This is a genomic window from Shewanella sp. NKUCC06_TVS (assembly GCF_019345515.1).
GTDB classification, from domain to species: Bacteria; Pseudomonadota; Gammaproteobacteria; order Enterobacterales; family Shewanellaceae; genus Shewanella; species Shewanella oncorhynchi.
Genome location: NZ_JAHKQX010000013.1, coordinates 68,694 through 86,510, shown reverse-complemented (window position 1 = coordinate 86,510; position 17,817 = coordinate 68,694). Strand labels below are relative to the sequence as shown.

General features: G+C 44.5%; 17 protein-coding genes and 1 pseudogene. 13 read left to right on the top strand and 5 right to left on the bottom strand.

Features of this window, described 5'->3' with window-relative positions:
• Window positions 1-40: 40 nt before the first annotated feature.
• A complete protein-coding gene (locus KO531_RS15060) occupies window positions 41-619 on the top strand; it encodes a DUF4440 domain-containing protein (RefSeq protein WP_219251575.1) in 579 nt (192 codons plus the stop codon).
• 51 nt (window positions 620-670) lie between these two features.
• On the opposite strand, the gene KO531_RS15055 is transcribed toward KO531_RS15060, so the two are convergent.
• Window positions 671-1,318: a DUF938 domain-containing protein gene (locus KO531_RS15055; RefSeq protein WP_219251574.1), complete on the bottom strand. Its 648-nt coding sequence runs from the start codon at window positions 1,316-1,318 to the stop codon at window positions 671-673.
• A gap of 435 nt (window positions 1,319-1,753) precedes the next feature.
• Between KO531_RS15055 and KO531_RS15050 the strand changes: the two genes are divergently transcribed.
• Window positions 1,754-3,043, top strand: coding sequence for an FAD-binding oxidoreductase (locus KO531_RS15050; protein ID WP_219251573.1), 1,290 nt, complete (start codon window positions 1,754-1,756; stop codon window positions 3,041-3,043).
• 45 nt (window positions 3,044-3,088) lie between these two features.
• Here KO531_RS15050 and KO531_RS15045 read toward each other — a convergent pair whose 3' ends face one another.
• The gene (locus tag KO531_RS15045) at window positions 3,089-3,967 is read right to left on the bottom strand and encodes a LysR family transcriptional regulator (protein ID WP_014610473.1); all 879 of its coding nucleotides are present in this window, start codon (window positions 3,965-3,967) and stop codon (window positions 3,089-3,091) included.
• Window positions 3,968-4,143: 176 nt separating this feature from the next.
• Between KO531_RS15045 and KO531_RS15040 the strand changes: the two genes are divergently transcribed.
• From KO531_RS15040 to KO531_RS15030, 3 genes are all read left to right on the top strand, one after another.
• Window positions 4,144-5,283 carry an S-(hydroxymethyl)glutathione dehydrogenase/class III alcohol dehydrogenase gene (locus KO531_RS15040; protein ID WP_025007830.1) on the top strand — a complete coding sequence of 380 codons (1,140 nt, stop codon included), beginning with the start codon at window positions 4,144-4,146 and terminating at the stop codon, window positions 5,281-5,283.
• A gap of 164 nt (window positions 5,284-5,447) precedes the next feature.
• A complete protein-coding gene (gene fghA, locus KO531_RS15035; RefSeq protein WP_219251572.1) occupies window positions 5,448-6,290 on the top strand; it encodes an S-formylglutathione hydrolase in 843 nt (280 codons plus the stop codon).
• A gap of 201 nt (window positions 6,291-6,491) precedes the next feature.
• Window positions 6,492-7,217, top strand: coding sequence for a hypothetical protein (locus KO531_RS15030; RefSeq protein WP_011919404.1), 726 nt, complete (start codon window positions 6,492-6,494; stop codon window positions 7,215-7,217).
• Between the two features lie 157 nt (window positions 7,218-7,374).
• Here KO531_RS15030 and KO531_RS15025 read toward each other — a convergent pair whose 3' ends face one another.
• Window positions 7,375-8,751 carry an L-serine ammonia-lyase gene (locus KO531_RS15025; protein WP_028759794.1) on the bottom strand — a complete coding sequence of 459 codons (1,377 nt, stop codon included), beginning with the start codon at window positions 8,749-8,751 and terminating at the stop codon, window positions 7,375-7,377.
• 385 nt (window positions 8,752-9,136) lie between these two features.
• Between KO531_RS15025 and nagZ the strand changes: the two genes are divergently transcribed.
• From nagZ to KO531_RS15010, 3 genes are all read left to right on the top strand, one after another.
• Window positions 9,137-10,165: a beta-N-acetylhexosaminidase gene (gene nagZ, locus KO531_RS15020; RefSeq protein ID WP_219251571.1), complete on the top strand. Its 1,029-nt coding sequence runs from the start codon at window positions 9,137-9,139 to the stop codon at window positions 10,163-10,165.
• A 79-nt stretch (window positions 10,166-10,244) separates the two neighbouring features.
• The gene (ycfP, locus tag KO531_RS15015) at window positions 10,245-10,784 is read left to right on the top strand and encodes an alpha/beta hydrolase YcfP (RefSeq protein WP_028759796.1); all 540 of its coding nucleotides are present in this window, start codon (window positions 10,245-10,247) and stop codon (window positions 10,782-10,784) included.
• A gap of 237 nt (window positions 10,785-11,021) precedes the next feature.
• The gene (locus KO531_RS15010; RefSeq protein ID WP_219251570.1) at window positions 11,022-11,243 is read left to right on the top strand and encodes a hypothetical protein; all 222 of its coding nucleotides are present in this window, start codon (window positions 11,022-11,024) and stop codon (window positions 11,241-11,243) included.
• 95 nt (window positions 11,244-11,338) lie between these two features.
• On the opposite strand, the pseudogene KO531_RS15005 reads toward KO531_RS15010, so the two are convergent.
• Window positions 11,339-12,088: pseudogene (locus KO531_RS15005) on the bottom strand (EAL domain-containing protein); the annotation flags it as partial.
• A gap of 27 nt (window positions 12,089-12,115) precedes the next feature.
• Here KO531_RS15005 and KO531_RS15000 point away from each other — a divergent pair.
• On the top strand, window positions 12,116-12,577 hold the full coding sequence (locus KO531_RS15000) for a hypothetical protein (protein ID WP_251068971.1): 462 nt from the start codon (window positions 12,116-12,118) through the stop codon (window positions 12,575-12,577).
• A 356-nt stretch (window positions 12,578-12,933) separates the two neighbouring features.
• Here KO531_RS15000 and KO531_RS14995 read toward each other — a convergent pair whose 3' ends face one another.
• The gene (locus KO531_RS14995; RefSeq protein ID WP_219251569.1) at window positions 12,934-13,449 is read right to left on the bottom strand and encodes a hypothetical protein; all 516 of its coding nucleotides are present in this window, start codon (window positions 13,447-13,449) and stop codon (window positions 12,934-12,936) included.
• A gap of 799 nt (window positions 13,450-14,248) precedes the next feature.
• Here KO531_RS14995 and hxsD point away from each other — a divergent pair.
• From hxsD to hxsA, 4 genes are read left to right on the top strand one after another with little or no spacing between them, the layout of a single operon-like run.
• The gene (gene hxsD / locus KO531_RS14990; RefSeq protein ID WP_212601510.1) at window positions 14,249-14,554 is read left to right on the top strand and encodes a His-Xaa-Ser system protein HxsD; all 306 of its coding nucleotides are present in this window, start codon (window positions 14,249-14,251) and stop codon (window positions 14,552-14,554) included.
• The gene (gene hxsB, locus KO531_RS14985) at window positions 14,554-16,035 is read left to right on the top strand and encodes a His-Xaa-Ser system radical SAM maturase HxsB (protein ID WP_219251568.1); all 1,482 of its coding nucleotides are present in this window, start codon (window positions 14,554-14,556) and stop codon (window positions 16,033-16,035) included. Before hxsD ends, hxsB begins: the two co-directional genes overlap by 1 nt.
• The gene (hxsC, locus tag KO531_RS14980) at window positions 16,028-17,230 is read left to right on the top strand and encodes a His-Xaa-Ser system radical SAM maturase HxsC (protein WP_219251567.1); all 1,203 of its coding nucleotides are present in this window, start codon (window positions 16,028-16,030) and stop codon (window positions 17,228-17,230) included. The genes hxsB and hxsC overlap by 8 nt, the downstream gene beginning before the upstream one ends.
• Window positions 17,214-17,804, top strand: a complete 591-nt coding sequence (hxsA, locus tag KO531_RS14975) for a His-Xaa-Ser repeat protein HxsA (RefSeq protein WP_212601513.1) — start codon at window positions 17,214-17,216, stop codon at window positions 17,802-17,804. The genes hxsC and hxsA overlap by 17 nt, the downstream gene beginning before the upstream one ends.
• Window positions 17,805-17,817: the final 13 nt, after the last annotated feature.

The following is a 17,817-nucleotide window of genomic DNA, read 5'->3' as shown; positions in this document are numbered from 1 at the left end:
TCGCCATACAAAATGTATTGCCAATATTTACGGAGAGAATATGAATCCAGCATTTTATAGCCTAGCCACAGTCACTGTTTTAACTTTGTCACTCGCCACTACCGAACCTGCTGTTGCAACAGATGCGCCCGCATTAGCTAAAGCAGCATCAGTTAAAACGGCTGGGGCTCCACAAGCTGACATTGCTCAGCCCGCTGCTGCACTTACAGACACTTTATTTACCCAAATTGCAGCGGTGGATTTTGCTGTGTTCGACAGTTTCAATAAGTGTTCAGCCCCTGCTGAACTCAAGAAACACGCGGCGTTTTTCACTGAAGATGTAGAGTTTTACCACGACACGGGCGGCGTCACTTGGAACCGCAAGGACATGATCGCTAATACCGAAAAATATGCCTGTGGCCATTACCGCCGCGAGTTAGTTGCGGGCACGATGAAAGTGTTTCCGGTGAAAGAGTTTGGCGCGATAGAGCAAGGCGTTCATCGTTTTTGCAGCTTTGAAACTGGTAGCTGTGATGGCCTAGCCGACTTTGTCATTGTGTGGCGCAAACAGAACGAGCAGTGGAAAGCCACTCGAGTGCTGAGCTATGGACACAGAACCGCTGAGGCCAAAACGGACTAAACCACTCAACCAAAGCTAGCTTTTAACAAAAAATGAGCCTTTAACAAAAAGCTAGCCTCTAACAAAATGCAGTAGTCGATTATTGGCGGGCATAGCCACATCTTGCTTCAGCGTTAAGCCTTGCTCGCTGGCTAAACTGCAAATCCATTCAATATCGCGAATGCCGCTGGCGGGATCCCGCTGTTTTAAAAAGGCATCAAACTGGCGATTGCTGTCACTGCTAAATTCGCCTTGGTAGTTAAAGGGGCCGTAAATACACAGGGTCTTGAGTTGGGGCAGGTACAGACCAAGGCCAATAAAAAACGCTTCAACCATATTTTTGCTCATAATATGCAAAGTGTTGGCGCTGAAAACGGCGTCAATCTCGGGTGTTAAGCCCTCCACCTGCCATGGCACAGTGACATCAAGGATAAGTGGTAAGCGTAGGTTTGCCGCTGCATTGGGTAGCTTGCCTTCATTCATACACCTTGCGGTAATTACCTCAATATATTCAGCTTGATCGCTGGTTTGCCAGATTAAATGGGGAAGATTTGCTGCAAAATACACAGCATGTTGCGCTGTGCCACTGCCGATTTCGAGTACATGTTGGTTGAGTGAGAATGCTTGTGTTAATACCGCTAAAATCGGCGCTTTGTTGTTTTCGCACGCTTGGGAAAACGGCAATTGGACAAGTGGCTGGGTAATTGGCATTAGTGGCATAATGGACTCTAGGTTGCTGAGATAAAAAGAGGATGACGCCGCACAAGCCTATCTTAAACCAGCAAAAAGTATAAGACTTAAAAGATAAAATGAGCCGCGCCTTAACATTCGGAGTCTCTATCTTAGGTACCTTAATTTTAGTGCCTTAATTTTAGGTACCGCCATTTCAGAAGCTTCCATCTCAAGCACCTCCATTTCAGGTTCTTCAAGAAGGAGCCTGCAGTTAGCTCAACTTCCTTTGTCCTGTCCTGCAAATAGTTATCGCAATTCACTGTTGATCTCGATCTCAACTCAGATATACTCACAAATTCTGAACGCTTGTAAAAAATATAAAACAACATCGGTATAATGCCGCGTTAAAACGAGTGTCCAGAACTAAGACTCAACGCTCACTTTCAGCCATCAACAGTTAACTTTCAACATCAAGGAATGACCATGCCAGCAGAGCGTTGCGCCTCCTACTACAATGCCACCATTAACCAAGAGTCGGATTATCCTGCGCTTGAAGGCGACATTCGAGTCGATGTGGCGATTGTCGGTGGCGGTTTTACAGGCGTGGCAACGGCGTTGGAATTATCTGAGAAGGGCTATAAAGTGGCACTTATTGAGGCCAATAAAATTGCGTGGGGCGCGACCGGACGCAACGGTGGGCAGGTGACGGGCAGTTTGTCCGGCGATGTTGCGATGACAAAACAGCTGCGCCGTCAAATCGGCAATGAAGCTGAAGATTATGTGTGGAATATGCGTTGGCGCGGCCACGATATAATTAAAAATCGGGTGGCCAAGTACGGCATAAACTGTGATTTAAAGTTTGGTCATATCCAAACCGCTTACCAGCCAAAGCACATGCAAGAGCTTAGGGCTATGCATGATGAGGCACAGCGCCGCGGCATGGGTGAATTTATGACGTTGGTATCCGCCGATGAAATGCCCGCCTATTTAGGCTCGCCCTTGTATCACGGCGGCTTAGTCAATCGGCGCAACATGCATTTACACTCTGTTAATCTATGCTTGGGTGAAGCCCGCGCGGCAGCAGGTCTTGGGGCGTTAATCTTTGAACACTCACCCGTACTTGATATTGAAGAAGGCGATGTGGCGACTGTTGTCACTGCCAAGGGAAAAGTGCGCGCCAATAGTGTGCTGATCGCGGGTAATGCTTACCATAAACTCGCCCGTCCAAAACTGCGCGGTATGTTATTTCCGGTGTCCTTAGGCAATTGCGCCACTGCGATTTTGCCCGATGAGATCGCTTTACAAATCAATCCACAGGATTTAGCCGTGTACGATTGCCGCTTTGTACTGGATTACTATCGCCTGACCGCGGATAAACGGCTGATGTTCGGCGGCGGGACTAACTACAGCGGCCGCGATCCTAAAAATGTGGCGGTGGAATTACGGCCCGCGATTGAGCGTACGTTTCCACAATTAAAGGGCGTTAATATCGAATTTGCGTGGGCGGGAATGGCAGGAATTGTGATTAACCGTATCCCGCAGCTCGGCAAAGTGTCGCCTAATGTGTTCTATTGCCAAGGATATTCTGGGCACGGAGTAGCGACATCGCACATTATGGCCGAGATCATGGCCAATGCGATGGACGGGCAATTGCGTGAGTTTGATTTGTTTGCCGCCATGCGCCATATCCGCATTCCGTTAAATGAATGGTTCGGCAATCAAGCGCTTGCGTTAGGCATGTTGTATTACACTTTGCGGGAAAACTGGCGCTAGTCTGCGCCGTGTTGTCTGCTACCAATCAATCTGCTCAAACAGTATTTAATCCTGCTCGGCGAGTTTTTCGGCAAGGTAATCGACCAATACACGGATCTTAGCCGACAGGTGGCGGTTTTGCGGATAGAGTGCCCAAATGCCTTCTTTGGCTTCGCGGTGACTGTCAAGGAAGGAGAGTAACCGTCCGGCTTGAATATCTTCTTCAATATAATAATCAGGCAGTTGAACTATCCCTATGCCTTTTAGTGCCGCATCCCTTAATGCGTAGCCGCTGTTACAATTGAGATTGCCACGGACTTTAATATTGCGCTCGCGGCCATTTTCCACAAAGCGCCAGTAATTATGATTACCGATCAAACAATTGTGCTGGCTAAGTTCAGATAAGGTATGGGGCTGACCGTATTTTTCCACATAACTCGGTGAGGCGGCGACATAGTGAGTGCGACTGCTGAGCGGTTTGGCCATCAGGCTCGAATCGGCGAGTTTTCCGAGGCGAATCGCTAGATCATAACCGCCTTCAATCAAGTCCAAGGTGCGATTGGTCAAGTCGACGCTAAACTCAACGCTGGGATATTGCACCATAAAATCATTGAGTAATGGCATGATAAATTTCTCGCCATAGGCGACGGGCGCTGTGAGCTTGACTAAGCCTTGGGGTGAGTCCTTTAGGTTTGAGATGGCGCGCTCGGCTTCTTCTAACCCAGTTTGTAATTGGCGGCAATGACGATAATAAATCGTGCCTTCTTCGGTTAACGACACTTTGCGGGTAGTGCGGTAAAAGAGTTTTGTGCCGAGGCGGTTTTCTAAGGTGCTCACTTGGCGGCTAACGTGGGCGGTGGAGATATTCAGCCGCTGCGCCGCTAGGGTAAAACTTTCGGCCTCAGCCACTGCGACAAATTCAGAAATGCCATCCCAGAGATACATTGTTGTTACTCAGTAAAAATGAATTGCTTGAATACTAGATTGTCTCTCGCTGAGAAACAAATACAATCCTCCTATTCAGTAGCATCAGTACAATGGGCGCAAGAATTTGCTTGGCCTGAATTGAATTTATGATACACCAATGACTTACTCCTATTACCTATTCAAGGGACGTAACAATGTCGAACGAAAAACCGCAGTTTATTAAATCAAAGGCCGCTGTTGCTTGGGGGCCAGGACAACCACTTAAGATTGAAGAAGTGGATGTGATGTTACCTAAAGCGGGCGAAGTCTTAGTGCGCATTGTGGCTACGGGCGTGTGTCACACGGATGCGTTTACCCTGAGCGGCGACGATCCAGAAGGCGTATTCCCAGCGATTTTAGGCCACGAAGGCGGCGGTATCGTTGAGCAAGTGGGCGAGGGCGTGACCAGTGTACAAGTGGGCGATCATGTGATCCCACTTTATACCCCAGAGTGCGGCGAGTGTAAGTTCTGCCTATCGGGCAAAACTAACCTATGCCAAAAAATCCGTGCGACCCAAGGTAAAGGCTTAATGCCCGATGGCACCACGCGTTTTTATCTTGATGGCAAGCCTATTTTCCATTACATGGGCTGCTCGACCTTCTCTGAATATACTGTGTTACCTGAAATCTCATTGGCTAAAGTCAATAAGAGCGCGCCATTAGAAGAAATTTGCCTGCTGGGTTGCGGCGTAACCACAGGTATGGGCGCTGTGATGAACACGGCCAAAGTGGAAGAAGGTGCGACCGTGGCGATTTTCGGCCTCGGCGGTATCGGTTTATCGGCGATCATTGGGGCGACTATGGCCAAAGCCAGCCGCATTATCGCGATTGATATCAACGAGTCTAAATTCGAGTTAGCCAAAAAACTCGGCGCGACCGATTGCATCAATCCTAAATTACTCGATAAGCCCATCCAAGAGGTGATCGTTGAAATGACCGATGGCGGCGTGGATTACTCATTCGAGTGTATCGGCAACGTCAACGTGATGCGCAGCGCCTTAGAGTGTTGCCATAAGGGTTGGGGTGAATCAGTCATCATAGGTGTTGCCGGTGCTGGACAAGAGATTTCAACCCGTCCATTCCAATTAGTTACTGGCCGAGTATGGCGCGGTTCTGCCTTTGGCGGCGTGAAAGGGCGTTCTGAGCTGCCACACATTGTTGAGCGTTACTTAGCGGGTGAGTTTAAGCTCGATGATTTTATCACTCATACTATGGGGCTTGAGCAAATCAATGAAGCGTTTGAGCTGATGCACCAAGGTAAGAGCATTCGCAGCGTGATCCATTTTGATAAATAAGCCGTTTCGCATTGTAAATGGATGCTTCAGCTTGATGTGACTAACGGGCAGACAGGTGCAAATCTGTCTGCTGTGTTGCCAACTGAGCTGACGATAAGCGCCATGACTAACGCTAAGACTAACGTTATAAATAGCACTAAAAGATTGAGCTTAAAAGGACTTGTATGACCATAGAAAATATCAGTTGTAACAAGAGTTTTGGCGGTTGGCATAAGCAGTATCGCCATCAATCTCAGTCGTTAAACTGCGAGATGCGCTTTGCCATTTATCTGCCGCCTGAGGCGGTGAATAAACCTGTGCCTGTGCTGTATTGGCTGTCAGGTCTAACCTGTACCGATGAAAACTTTATGCAGAAGGCGGGTGCACAGCGCATGGCAGCGGTACTTGGGATGGCGATTGTCGCCCCTGATACCAGTCCTCGCGGTGACGATGTGCCTGATGCGGCAGATAAAGCTTACGATTTAGGCTTAGGCGCGGGTTTTTACCTCAATGCGACAAAAGCACCTTGGAATCGTCATTACAAAATGTACGATTACATAGTCCATGAGCTGCCTAACTTGATTGAAGCGCATTTTCCGGTGACTAGCCAGCGCGCTATCTCCGGCCATTCGATGGGCGGTCATGGTGCTTTGGTGATTGGTCTGAGTAATCCGCACAGATATAGCTCAATTTCGGCTTTTAGCCCGATTTCGAATCCGAGTAATGCACCTTGGGGCATTAAAGCCTTTAGTGAGTATTTAGGTGAAAATCGTGAACATTGGCGCCAGTATGATGCCTGCGAGTTGCTTAAGCTCGCGATTAGCGAAGTGCCAATACTGATTGACCAAGGTGAAGCTGACAGCTTTTTAGATACCCAATTGATGCCACAATCGCTGGTGGATATCGCCCATACCAAGGGTTATCCCTTGGATGTGCGGATGCAAGCGGGGTACGATCACAGCTACTACTTCATCGCAAGCTTTATTGAAGAGCACCTTAAGTTCCATAGCTTGTACTTTAAGCCTTAAACCCATTTAAAATATTGATACAAAAGGCGCAGTGATATTGTTTTATCACTGCGCCTTTTGTTTACCCAATACTGTCTCTTGGTCGTTGGATAGCTTAGAAACATGTCACGCTTGAACATTAATTTGGTTGAATAAAACATTTATCAACAGTAAGTTAGTATTCAATATTTAGGGATTTGAAACGTATTTAAAGGAGATTTGATGAGGATCGTTAAACTTGCCATGTTAGGCGCATTGTTGATATTAGGGGGATGTGCATCGTACACCACCCCAGGTGGTAGTGTGCAGCTGAGTTCGTTAGCTGAATCGGATATCAACTTACTTATGTCCAAAGAGCCTGCTGCGGTGTTTCCTGCAAATATTTCGGTAGCGCGTATTCAAGCTCCCGGTTATTTATCCTATCGAGTAAGCAGTTTTGGTACAGGTCGTTATAGCGTGGTGACGACCCGCGAAGTTGAGACGGAAGCCGACTTTGCTAGGCTAGCTAAAATGCCACAAGTGTCAGGTATTGCGCCATTAAATCGCATTTTACTCCCTGAGAATTTGGACTCGATAAAATCCTTACGAGAAGCCGCTGCGAGATTAAAAGCGGATATCTTACTTATCTATACCTTCGATACTTCATTCCATGCGGGTGAACAACAGTTTGCTCCACTCAATGTGGTGTCTTTGGGTTTCTTAAAGAATAAAGAGATCAGTGTAACGACGACTGTTTCTGCTGCATTTTTTGATGTTCGGACTGAATATCTTTATGGACTTGCCGAATCTACCGCGAAAGAGACGGGAAATGCTAGCGTATGGGGAACGTCTGAAGCGGTAGATGATTTGCGGGTGATTACCGAAAAAACGGCATTTACGCAGTTAATCCCTGAAATAGAAAAAGCTTGGGCGGGTATTATTTCGCAGTATTCCCTGAAAAAATCTTAGTTATGCCAGTTGCCTCACATCTACCATCGATAGCGATTTAGGAGGCAAGTGCTAGCTAAAACAAAAATGCCGCAACTCACTGGTTGCGGCATTTTTTATGGTGCGATTTAAGCGATTAACGAGAGTTAACTAACACTCAGTACTTAGCACTCAGCACTTAGCACTCAACAATGTTGACCGCTAAACCACCTTTGGCGGTTTCTTTGTATTTGCTGCGCATATCTCTGCCGGTGTCCATCATGGTTTTGATCACTTTATCCAGTGAAACCTTATGGTTACCGTCGCCACGCAGGGCCATACGAGAGGCGTTAATCGCTTTAATCGCGCCCATGGCATTACGTTCGATACAAGGCACTTGCACTAGGCCGCCCACAGGATCGCAGGTTAGACCTAAGTTATGTTCCATGCCGATTTCAGCCGCGTTTTCAACGTGCTCAACCGTACCGCCCATGATCTCAGTCAGTGCGCCAGCGGCCATAGAACAGGCCACACCCACTTCACCTTGGCAACCGACTTCGGCGCCCGAAATTGAGGCATTTTTCTTGTACAAAATACCAATTGCAGCGGCAGTTAATAAATAACGGGCGCAGACATCGATATCCACTTCTTGTACGAAGGTATCGTAATAGCATAATACGGCAGGAATAATTCCCGCAGCACCGTTTGTTGGCGCAGTGACGACGCGATCACCGGCCGCATTTTGCTCGTTGACCGACAGGGCGAATAAATCGACCCAATCCATAGCGGTTAATGGATCGACATTGTTACGGCCTTCGGCTTTCAAACGGCGGTACAGTGCAGGAGCACGACGACGCAGTTTTAGGCCGCCAGGTAAAATACCTTCCTTCTGATAACCGCGTTCGATACAGGTTTTCATCGTCTGCCAAATATTCCACAGCTTGGCTTTGACTTCATCTTCAGTGGCTAAACTCAGTTCGTTCGCCATCATTAAAGAAGAAATGCTGAGACCTTGCTCGCCGCATAATTCCAGTAAATGAGCCGCACTCACAAAATCAAAAGGAGCCGATTCAATTTGTGAGGCTGGCGATGCATTACGTTGGCTAATTTCATCTTCATCTAAAATAAAGCCGCCACCCACTGAGTAGTAAGTGCGATCAAAAATACATTCCCCTTTACAGTAAGCGTACAAGGTCATGGCGTTAGCATGCGCAGGTAGCGTTTTGCGTCTGTGATAGGTAATGCCTTGCTCACGGGTAAACTTAACCACTTTGCCACAGTGCAGCGTTAAGGTTTCGTCCTTGGAGACGTGTTCTAAAATGCCGTCGATACTGTCAGTGTCCACTGTTTCGGGATCTTCGCCCATTAAGCCTAAAATCACTGCTTTGCCCGTGCCGTGGCCTTTGCCTGTTTGGCCGAGGGATCCAAAGAGTTCGGCTCTTAATTCATCAATCTGGGTCACGAGTCCTGAGTCAGTCAGGTTTTGCATAAAGATTTTGCCCGCTTTCATTGGGCCGACGGTATGTGAACTCGATGGACCTATGCCGATCTTGAACATGTCAAATACGCTAATCATGATAGAAGTCCTGTTGTGTCTTGTTTATTATTTTAGTCTGAGTGCATGGGATTGCTCGCTCTGCAGATTGAAGCACGCTAATCTTGCGCGTGTACTCTGGTCACTGGCGGCGTTCTTTCATGCGAAATCTGCTTGTGTGATACTCTAACGCCAGTATCCCATAGATTAGTGTGACAATTCACATTAGTTTTTTTTATTCGTAATAGTTCGGATAAGCTGAACTTAATTGGGACTTTTTTACAGGCCATTTTATGGCCAAGAATACAGGCTTCGATAGCGCTACAAGGGTAGGTGGCTCGCTTTTTTTAGCTTTTTTGTGAGCGTGGACTACTTATGGCTTGAGTGGTTATTTTTTGAGTATTAATGAATATTTTTAGGGAGAAGTATGAGCTATTTAATGTTGGATTTACTGTCGTTGGACGTCAGTGAGGCTGAATCTGAGATGCTACGCCATCCACAGGTCGGTGGTTTAATCCTATTTTCCCGCAATTTTTCGAACCGTGATCAGTTGATCCGTCTGGTACAACAGATACGCCAAATCCGCCCAGAAATATTAATTGCCGTTGATCATGAGGGTGGCCGAGTACAACGTTTCCGTGATGGTTTTACTATTATTCCCGCCATGGGCGACATTTTACCCGCAGCAAAGGGCGATATGGTATTGGCCAAGCGTTGGGCCTGTGAGCTCGGTTTCTTGATGGCGATTGAATTACTGGCTTGCGATATCGACTTAAGTTTCGCGCCCGTGTTGGACTTAAACGGTGTAAGCCAAGTCATAGGTAAACGCAGCTTTAGCCCTGAGCCCACCGAGGTCATTACACTGGCCGAAAGCTTTATTGCTGGCATGGCCGCAGCTGGCATGGGCGCCGTGGGTAAACATTTCCCCGGACACGGCAGTGTAGTGGCGGATTCGCACTATGAGAAACCCATTGATGATCGCGATGCCGAGGCGATTTTTGCAAAGGATATCCTACCGTTTAAAGAATTGATCGCAAAAGAAAAGTTATTAGGCGTTATGCCCGCGCACGTGGTTTACCCTAAAGTCGACCCTAACTCTGCGGGCTTCTCTGAATACTGGTTAAAACAAGTGCTACGCAAAGAACTCGGCTTTAACGGGGTGATTTTCTCCGACGATCTCGGCATGCAAGGCGCAGGATTTGCGGGCGATTACCGTGCAAGGGCCAGCGCCGCCTTAGCCGCAGGTTGCGACATGATTTTAGTGTGTAATGACAATGCGGGCGTGATGTCGCTGCTGGATGGCTTTACATGGCCTGCGATCGCGCCACAGTATCCTGCGAGTTTACTTAAACCTAATGCCGCGCAAACGGCAGCGGCGCTCGATAATACGGCCCGTTGGGAAAATGCCAAGCAGCTTGCAGAGCAAATTTGTTTGGCTCAACAGGCGAAAGTTTGATGTAGCGCAAGGTGTGAGATCACTCTTTTGCTAGGGTTAGTTAATTCACTGTGATTAAAAATGATTAAAAGGCCTTGATATGATTTTCTATCTTCATGGATTTGATGCGACTAGCCCAGGTAATCACGAAAAAATGCGTCAGTTGCAATTTATTGACCCTGATGTGCGTTTGATCAGTTACAGCACCTTGCACCCTAAGCACGACATGCAACACTTGCTCAAGGAAGTCGCTAAGCAAATGCAGCATAGCGACGATCCCGCGCCGTTAATGGTTGGCGTGGGACTCGGCGCTTATTGGGCCGAGCGGATTGGATTTTTAAATGGTCTTAAATCTGTGCTGATTAACCCTAATTTGCACCCAGAAAATAATATGCAGGGCAAGATTGACCGTCCAGAAGAATATGCCGATATTGCTAATAAGTGCGTGTCGCAATTTCGTGAAAAGAATACTCACAAGGCCATGTGCATATTTTCTGTGAATGATGAGATGTTCGATAATCAGCAACTCGCCAGTGAATTAAGCGCCTATTATTCGATTGATTGGGATGACGTTCAACCCCACAAATTCCCCCAACTCGCTGCCCATCTGCCCAAAATAAAAGCCTTTAAGTTGGCTTGATTGATATCGATTGAATAAAAGTATCACTCCTCTTTTTATATTTAAGAGGGGAGTGGATTTATCTCATCGGCTATTTCGCCTTATGGTTTGGCTTTCGTACTTCATGTGGCGGACATTGCGACTTTGAATATGACTGTGGCTATTGGGAATATTTTTAAGTAGAGCACATTGAGGGCTCTAGATTATAAAATCGACTGTATTGGTTTTGGACTTAAATGTGTAGGAAAGTAGTCTCGAGTGGCTGCGACTTTTGTTTTTGTTTTTGTTTTTGGTTTTGGTTTTGGTTTTGTTTTTAGGGGATTAGTGTTGGCTGATATCCCCGCATATAGGCTTGCCATGGTATTTACTCACCGACGCGCTGCTAGTCCATCCTTGGTGCTCGACCGCCCCGTCCATGGGGCGGACGGTCGTCTCGCCAATCACCATGGCTTACCTTTAGTGCATTCACGTAACCTGTAGATTTAAAAGACATACGCAACACACTTTTGGACAAAACCTTGTTAGATAATTGGCTCTTCTTAGCCAGATTCGGATTAGCTATTCTTTAGTAACGTCTTACCGATTTTCAAGTAATCCAATGGCATGGTTTGTAACAAAGATAAGGTTGTTTGCCCAGTACCAAAGTCATCGATAGCCATTAAAATCCCCAACTGGCGTAAGCTTTCAATGCGCTGGCGCCACGTTGAACGCAATCCTAAAGCCCGAGTCAACCTTCATATCAGTAAAATCTTTTAATGCCTGCTCAAAAATATAGTTAGTTAATGAAACAATTAATTTGTCCTCTTCGGCAATGGGAATAAACAAATCAGGTCGCACTAGCCCATTTGCGGGTGTTGCCAACGTACTAATGCCTCGACTCCCTTAGCTTTACCTTTCTCGGCACATCACTGGCTGATAAACTAAGAAAAACTCTTCTTTCTCTATTCCACTGCGAATGTCATCGGTGAGGGAATGGCGAGTAATTCTTGAATCGAGTACAAATAGGATAGAACCCGTAAGTAAGACGATGCTAACTGGCCATGAAATGGCCAGAAATATCCATAAGAAATGCCAGAAAAATGCGGGGACATTTCTAATAACACTGAAAAATTGTTCTCTTCAGAATCTAGTGCTATCACCTTATTTTTTATAAACTCGAGTGATTCAGGGATCGTGTTGCCAGTTATGGATAAAGCGACATTGATAACAGCGCTGGGAAATACATTCGGCTGTACAAAGGAGTCTAATAAATATCTCCCTTCTTTAATGAAGGCGGCGCCGCGCTTAGAGATAGGATCCTAGTTTAATGATACTACTGCTGGCACTGACATATTGACGAAGGTTAACAAGTAATGAATTACTATAAATTAGGTATAAATTCGGAAAGTAAAAAATGGATGAATTATATGAATCCTAGTTCATTTTTTATAGATGGCGAAGGAAATGAATTAAGTGATGTGAAACTATCTGCGATTCAATCTGGATTCAAAGGTGTTTTATATTTCAATGCCTTAAAAGAAGGTAAATCACCTCCGGTTGTCTCGGTTGGAACCAGGTTATTGGCGTTTAATGAGGATGTCTTTTTTGAGGACGATATTAATGTTAGTGGTGTCCAGTTAATACCATTTATAAATAGGCATAACAATTTAAAGTATGTGTTGATGCATGTATTTAATTATATTGACTGCGTTGATTGGGAATGTTCTAAAATTGAACGCTGGCCTCTAGGCTACATTCCAGAAGTTTGGGAATCAAAGCGTGGGCGATTTTTATTGAACCAGTTGTCTATAAGGACAAAATACCTGAAAACTTAGACGCCTTTCGTTTGTATGAGTGGGGTGGTGCATTTAATATAATAATATCCGAAGCTTTCAAAGATAAATTGTTGTCTGTGGAGTTTGATAGTTCCCTTCTTGATTTTAAACCACTATCTCTTAAATAATAAATGCCGAAGAGGTTATTAAACATCCTCGGCATAATTTTGTTTGTATATCCATCCCTCAACTTTGTAGGCGCATATTGATGCGGGACACATATTGGGCAAGGTTCTTGGTGTGCAGGTCAATACCCACAGATTATTGACCATTACAATGCTGATGACTTGGTAATATCATAGCAACTGTCTAGAACCACGGTGAACAGCTCCTAGACAGCCAGCCCCGCAGTGCTTTTAGATTCTTTCACGTACGTAATCTCCTAATTCTATGATGTTTCCAAATTCAAGATATATACCTTTCCCATCTAGAAGCCTATATGACTTAAAATCTCTACGAAAGAACACAACAGCATCTAATGCCTTTAATTGATAAACGAGCCACCAATTCTGCCCTTCCTTTTTTGGGTAGCTCTGACGACATGATTTTAGGTACTCTTTTATAGACAAACCACGAATTTTTCTTCTATCTAAATCTGCCTCCTTCATTACATCCGGAGGATAAACATATGCACTAAGTTTTGCAGCAGAGATACCTAAGAATTCCGCCTGTCTTTCTAATTCACTTGAAGGATTAATTATTTCTTCCAGTTCTGACTGTGTGAGATTGCTATAAATGTTATTTTTACCACATATTCCGCAATGAAATGAAAGATTAATTTCATTGCTGGTCATAAAGTCATCAAAAAAACACGCGTCGACTTCATTATATTTTCCACAATACTTACACTTTAATGATGCTGTTGTTGACATTGTTATCCCTACAAAAAGCTAACGTCTTAGTATTTATGCGCTGTGCTGTTTTCAGGGCATAAATCGCTTGCCGGACTTGGCCGCTGCCACATCCGTGTCAATTGGTATAAATGATGCTATAGGAATTTGCTTTTTTGCGGTAGCGGTTTTATACCGTTTGAAGGGTAATTAGTTGATATCTATGACTGGATGTTACCCTATGAACCAGACTAGGAAAGTCTGATTCACTAGCTAATTTTTGGACAGAAATGTGTTGGAAAGTAGTGTTTGGGGAGCAGTAATTTCTGTTGTTAGAAGTTTAGCGTTTACGGGTATCCACTAGCACAGGCTTGCTATGGCATTCGCTCGTCGACTCGCAGCAAGTCCGTCCTTGGATGCTCGACCGCCCCGTCCATGGGGCGGACGGTCGTCTCGCCAATCACCATGGCACACCTTTCGAGCATTCGCGTAATCTGTAGATTTAAAAGCGTTACGCAGCACGCTTTGGGACATTTTCGCGTTAGGACCTAAATCTAATCCTTGAGTTTCGAATTACTAAAAATATGGCAAAATCCTGAGCGACCGATTTAATAAGCAACAAATTATTTTTCACCGACAGTAATCCTCCAAACTCAGATCAAAATGAATCTCTACAAGTTTGTGCATCTGGCACAAACTTGTGATTTCAATTTTTCTTCAGCAAAAATAAGAAATGATTTAGTTGTAAAACTTTGATCTACGTAAAGAACGGCTCTCTAACGATAGTGTAATTTATATGGAAAGAACCGCTTTCCCCCTACTGCAAAGGATTGTGAAATCAATGCCCAAATATCCTGAAGTGTATATCACATTTGATTGTAATATTTACAGTAAAGAGGCAGTTCTTAAGGCCTGTTACCAGTTAGCAGATATAGCCGTTTTCGATGTCAGTTCCCAAAAGAATAAAATCACCGTATCCGCAGTGGTTCATTCTACCAGTAATACTTCGGCAGATGAATTGTCTAACGATCTGAAAACTTCGGTTATCGACTATCAATTGCGTGAAAAAATTGAAGCACAAACTAATAAAATTAAAAACATATTAATCAGTGCTGCATTAAGTAACTCTTTGAGGGCGTCGAACTGATGAGAGTAGCTTCTCCAGAAACTTTTGCATCACAGAGTTATCGTTTACTGCCATTTCGGTTTGAACGTATAAATGATGATAGATTTTTACTCATCAATGAGGTTGGCGAACATTGCTATTTAAATTGTGCGGATTTAAATGACTTAGTTGATGGATCCTTAACCACATCAGGAAAAACCTTTGAGAATCTTGAATCTAAATCATTTGTTTACAGTGAAAAGAACAACTTTGCGCTGAGAGCTTTCAGTGCAAAATATAGGGCAAGAAAATCATTTCTGTTTGATGGTCCAGCGCTACATATTTTTGTTTTAACACTCAGGTGCGAAAACTCGTGTGAATATTGCCAAGTAACACGAAGAAGCCCTGATGCAGTTAAGTATGACATGCCACTTAGTATCGCAAAGCAGGCCGTGTTGCGCATGTTTGAGTCACCAGCAGAAAATCTAACGGTCGAATTCCAAGGTGGAGAACCACTACTTGCCTATGACGTACTTAAGTACATTATTGAACTCTGCATAGAACTTAATATAACTGAACAAAAAAATTTGCAGTTTGTTGTAGCTACGAGTCTGCAAAATATAGACATGGAAATGCTCGAATTTTTCCACCTCCATAACGTTCATATTTCTACTTCGGTCGACGGTCCTCAATGGTTACACCAACTCAACCGGCCAAATAGTTGCTCAAATAGTTATGAGAAGACAATGCATGGTCTTGAAATGGCTAGGAGTGTTCTGGGACATGACAGAATAGCAGGAATGACCACTATTACTCGTAGTAGTTTAACTGCGATAAAAACCATTATCGATGAGTATGTACGTCTTGGTTTTCACTCGATTTTTCTACGCCCCTTGAACATGTACGGATTCGCAGTGAAGAAAGAAAACAAGGTAGGTTACTCATCTGAAGATTTTAATAAATTCTATGAGCAAGCGCTTAAGTACATCATAGAAATCAATCAGCAAGGCTATCGTTTAGATGAAGTAAACGCAGCTTTAGCGTTAAACAATATCCTGACGCCACAGGCAACTGGATATGTCGATATGCGTTCGCCATGCGGAGACGGTACAGGAGTCTTGGTATACAACTACAATGGAAAAGTGTATCCATCGGATGAGTCTAGAATGCTGGTTGAAATGGGCGACGAATCACTCGCACTTGGTTCGGTTAATGAATCATACCAAGACCTGATGTCATCAAGTGTGTTGAACACTATCTTACACGCTGGGATTGCTGAAGCCCTGCCAGGATGCTCTGATTGCGCATATTTACCTTACTGCGGAGCGAATCCAATACAAAATTACTCTCGTTATGGCGACATGATTGGTCATCGAACATTTAGTGCTTTCTGTGCAAAGCAAAAGTTTCTTTATCGATATGTATTCAATTTATTGCAAGACAAATCTAATCGTACTGTCTTCAATAGCTGGTTGCCACATAGTCTCTGTCAGAGAGCCGAAGAGGGGCTGACAAATGAATAAAGGGATCCCATTAAAAACGAGAGCAGAGGTCAATGCATTCAATGGTTCGAAGATGTTAAAAGTCATAGGACTGGATGAATTTGTGTCTAGCGGCATATGCGATAACAGACATTGCCTGCTTCTGCCAAATTATGATCCGAACCAAAGAGAGTTACTCAGTCTAGATTGGGGAGCTGTTGCTATACAATGTGGTGGCATACCAAGTAATCTAACCATTCCGGTTATCAGTAAACTGGAGCATCCTGAAGTCATCTCTACTGGAGATGTGATTGTATTAAACGAGAATAGAGTTGATATTCTGTATCGTCGTAAAAGCACTGCGAATCTGCTTTTTGTCACAGAGAGATGCAACCACCAATGCATCATGTGCTCCCAGCCGCCAAAAGTGCTAGATGATGGCTGGCGTTTTGAGGAGTGCCATCAGCTACTGGAACTCATTGACCGAGATATCCCTGTTTTAGGTATTAGCGGTGGCGAGCCGACATTGCAACGCGACGGATTTCTAAAACTGCTTGAGCATGCCAAAAAAGCTCTGCCATCAACGCAATTGCATATCCTGACCAATGGGAGTGCTTTTGAAGAATATCACTATGTCGAGCAGATCATTCAGTTAGGCCATCAACAAATTGTATGGGGAATTCCAATTTATGGTTCGACTCCTAAACAACATGATTACCACACACAAGTTCTAGGCTCATTCAATAAAACCATGCATGGGCTCTACAATCTTGGGCATGTCGGAGCACAAATAGAGCTAAGGGTTGTACTAACTCGACCAATCATAGAAAACATAGTAGAGCTATCAGAGTTTATTGTTAGGAACCTTCCATTTGTATCCACTGTCGCCTTAATGGGATTAGAACCAACCGGATTCGCCAGAACAAATTATGAAGCGGTATGGTGTGATTTAAATGAATACCAAGAAGAATTACTCGAAGGAACACATGTTCTACTAAGCTCAGGGCTAGATACCGTCCTTTATAACATTCCACGATGCCATGTTCCCAAATCACTGCGTTCTATCGCAGTACAAAGCATCTCCGATTGGAAAAACAGCTCTAGGAAAGAATGCGAATACTGCGAAGAACAGGATCTTTGCTGTGGTTTTTTTAAATCTCATACTCAGCGATTTAGTGAGCAAAATGTTGTGCCCATTCAGTTAGAAAGGAGAGCAGAAAATGTGGTTAGAACTTAATAAAATCTGGCGATCAATTACAGGAATCCTTCCAACAATTTCAGTTGCTTCTATAGGCGGAAGTACATTATTGGTTCCTCAGGCGTACGCTATTCCGTCAGTGACAATGGCAGACATTGATAGCGCTCAATTGAACCGCTTGGTCAGTTTTGACATGCAAATAAACGCAAACAGTGAAAACTTATATGCAGGTCATCGTTCTCATTCCAGCCACCGTTCTCACTCAAGCCACAGATCTCATTACTCATCTAGGACTGGAACGAGTTCATATCCATCCACACCTAGCCCTATTAATACACAGCCAAATACTCCAACATATCCCAGCTCAGCAGCTCAAAACAGTTCTGTATCAGATACCCCGTCTTATCAAGGCAGTAGTGATACACTGAAAGCATTAGTAATGAGAGTTCAAATCGTACTTCTCAGAAATGGTTACAACATAGGAGCGATTGATGGACTAATGGGACCGAGTACTTCATTAGCACTGAAATCATACCAAAAGGATATGGGACTGAAGATGACGGGGACCATGACAACAGAGACACTAACTAGCTTAGGAGTTTCACTTCCATAAATACAATGTCATG

What these genes read in the sequence shown, in the direction of transcription:
- KO531_RS15060 (WP_219251575.1), top strand. Translation starts at nt 41, where the DNA reads ATGAATCCAGCATTTTATAGCCTAGCCACAGTCACTGTTTTAACTTTG.
- KO531_RS15055 (WP_219251574.1), bottom strand. Translation starts at nt 1,318, where the DNA reads ATGCCACTAATGCCAATTACCCAGCCACTTGTCCAATTGCCGTTTTCC.
- KO531_RS15050 (WP_219251573.1), top strand. Translation starts at nt 1,754, where the DNA reads ATGCCAGCAGAGCGTTGCGCCTCCTACTACAATGCCACCATTAACCAA.
- KO531_RS15045 (WP_014610473.1), bottom strand. Translation starts at nt 3,967, where the DNA reads ATGTATCTCTGGGATGGCATTTCTGAATTTGTCGCAGTGGCTGAGGCC.
- KO531_RS15040 (WP_025007830.1), top strand. Translation starts at nt 4,144, where the DNA reads ATGTCGAACGAAAAACCGCAGTTTATTAAATCAAAGGCCGCTGTTGCT.
- fghA (WP_219251572.1), top strand. Translation starts at nt 5,448, where the DNA reads ATGACCATAGAAAATATCAGTTGTAACAAGAGTTTTGGCGGTTGGCAT.
- KO531_RS15030 (WP_011919404.1), top strand. Translation starts at nt 6,492, where the DNA reads ATGAGGATCGTTAAACTTGCCATGTTAGGCGCATTGTTGATATTAGGG.
- KO531_RS15025 (WP_028759794.1), bottom strand. Translation starts at nt 8,751, where the DNA reads ATGATTAGCGTATTTGACATGTTCAAGATCGGCATAGGTCCATCGAGT.
- nagZ (WP_219251571.1), top strand. Translation starts at nt 9,137, where the DNA reads ATGAGCTATTTAATGTTGGATTTACTGTCGTTGGACGTCAGTGAGGCT.
- ycfP (WP_028759796.1), top strand. Translation starts at nt 10,245, where the DNA reads ATGATTTTCTATCTTCATGGATTTGATGCGACTAGCCCAGGTAATCAC.
- KO531_RS15000 (WP_251068971.1), top strand. Translation starts at nt 12,116, where the DNA reads ATGAATTACTATAAATTAGGTATAAATTCGGAAAGTAAAAAATGGATG.
- KO531_RS14995 (WP_219251569.1), bottom strand. Translation starts at nt 13,449, where the DNA reads ATGTCAACAACAGCATCATTAAAGTGTAAGTATTGTGGAAAATATAAT.
- hxsD (WP_212601510.1), top strand. Translation starts at nt 14,249, where the DNA reads ATGCCCAAATATCCTGAAGTGTATATCACATTTGATTGTAATATTTAC.
- hxsB (WP_219251568.1), top strand. Translation starts at nt 14,554, where the DNA reads ATGAGAGTAGCTTCTCCAGAAACTTTTGCATCACAGAGTTATCGTTTA.
- hxsC (WP_219251567.1), top strand. Translation starts at nt 16,028, where the DNA reads ATGAATAAAGGGATCCCATTAAAAACGAGAGCAGAGGTCAATGCATTC.
- hxsA (WP_212601513.1), top strand. Translation starts at nt 17,214, where the DNA reads ATGTGGTTAGAACTTAATAAAATCTGGCGATCAATTACAGGAATCCTT.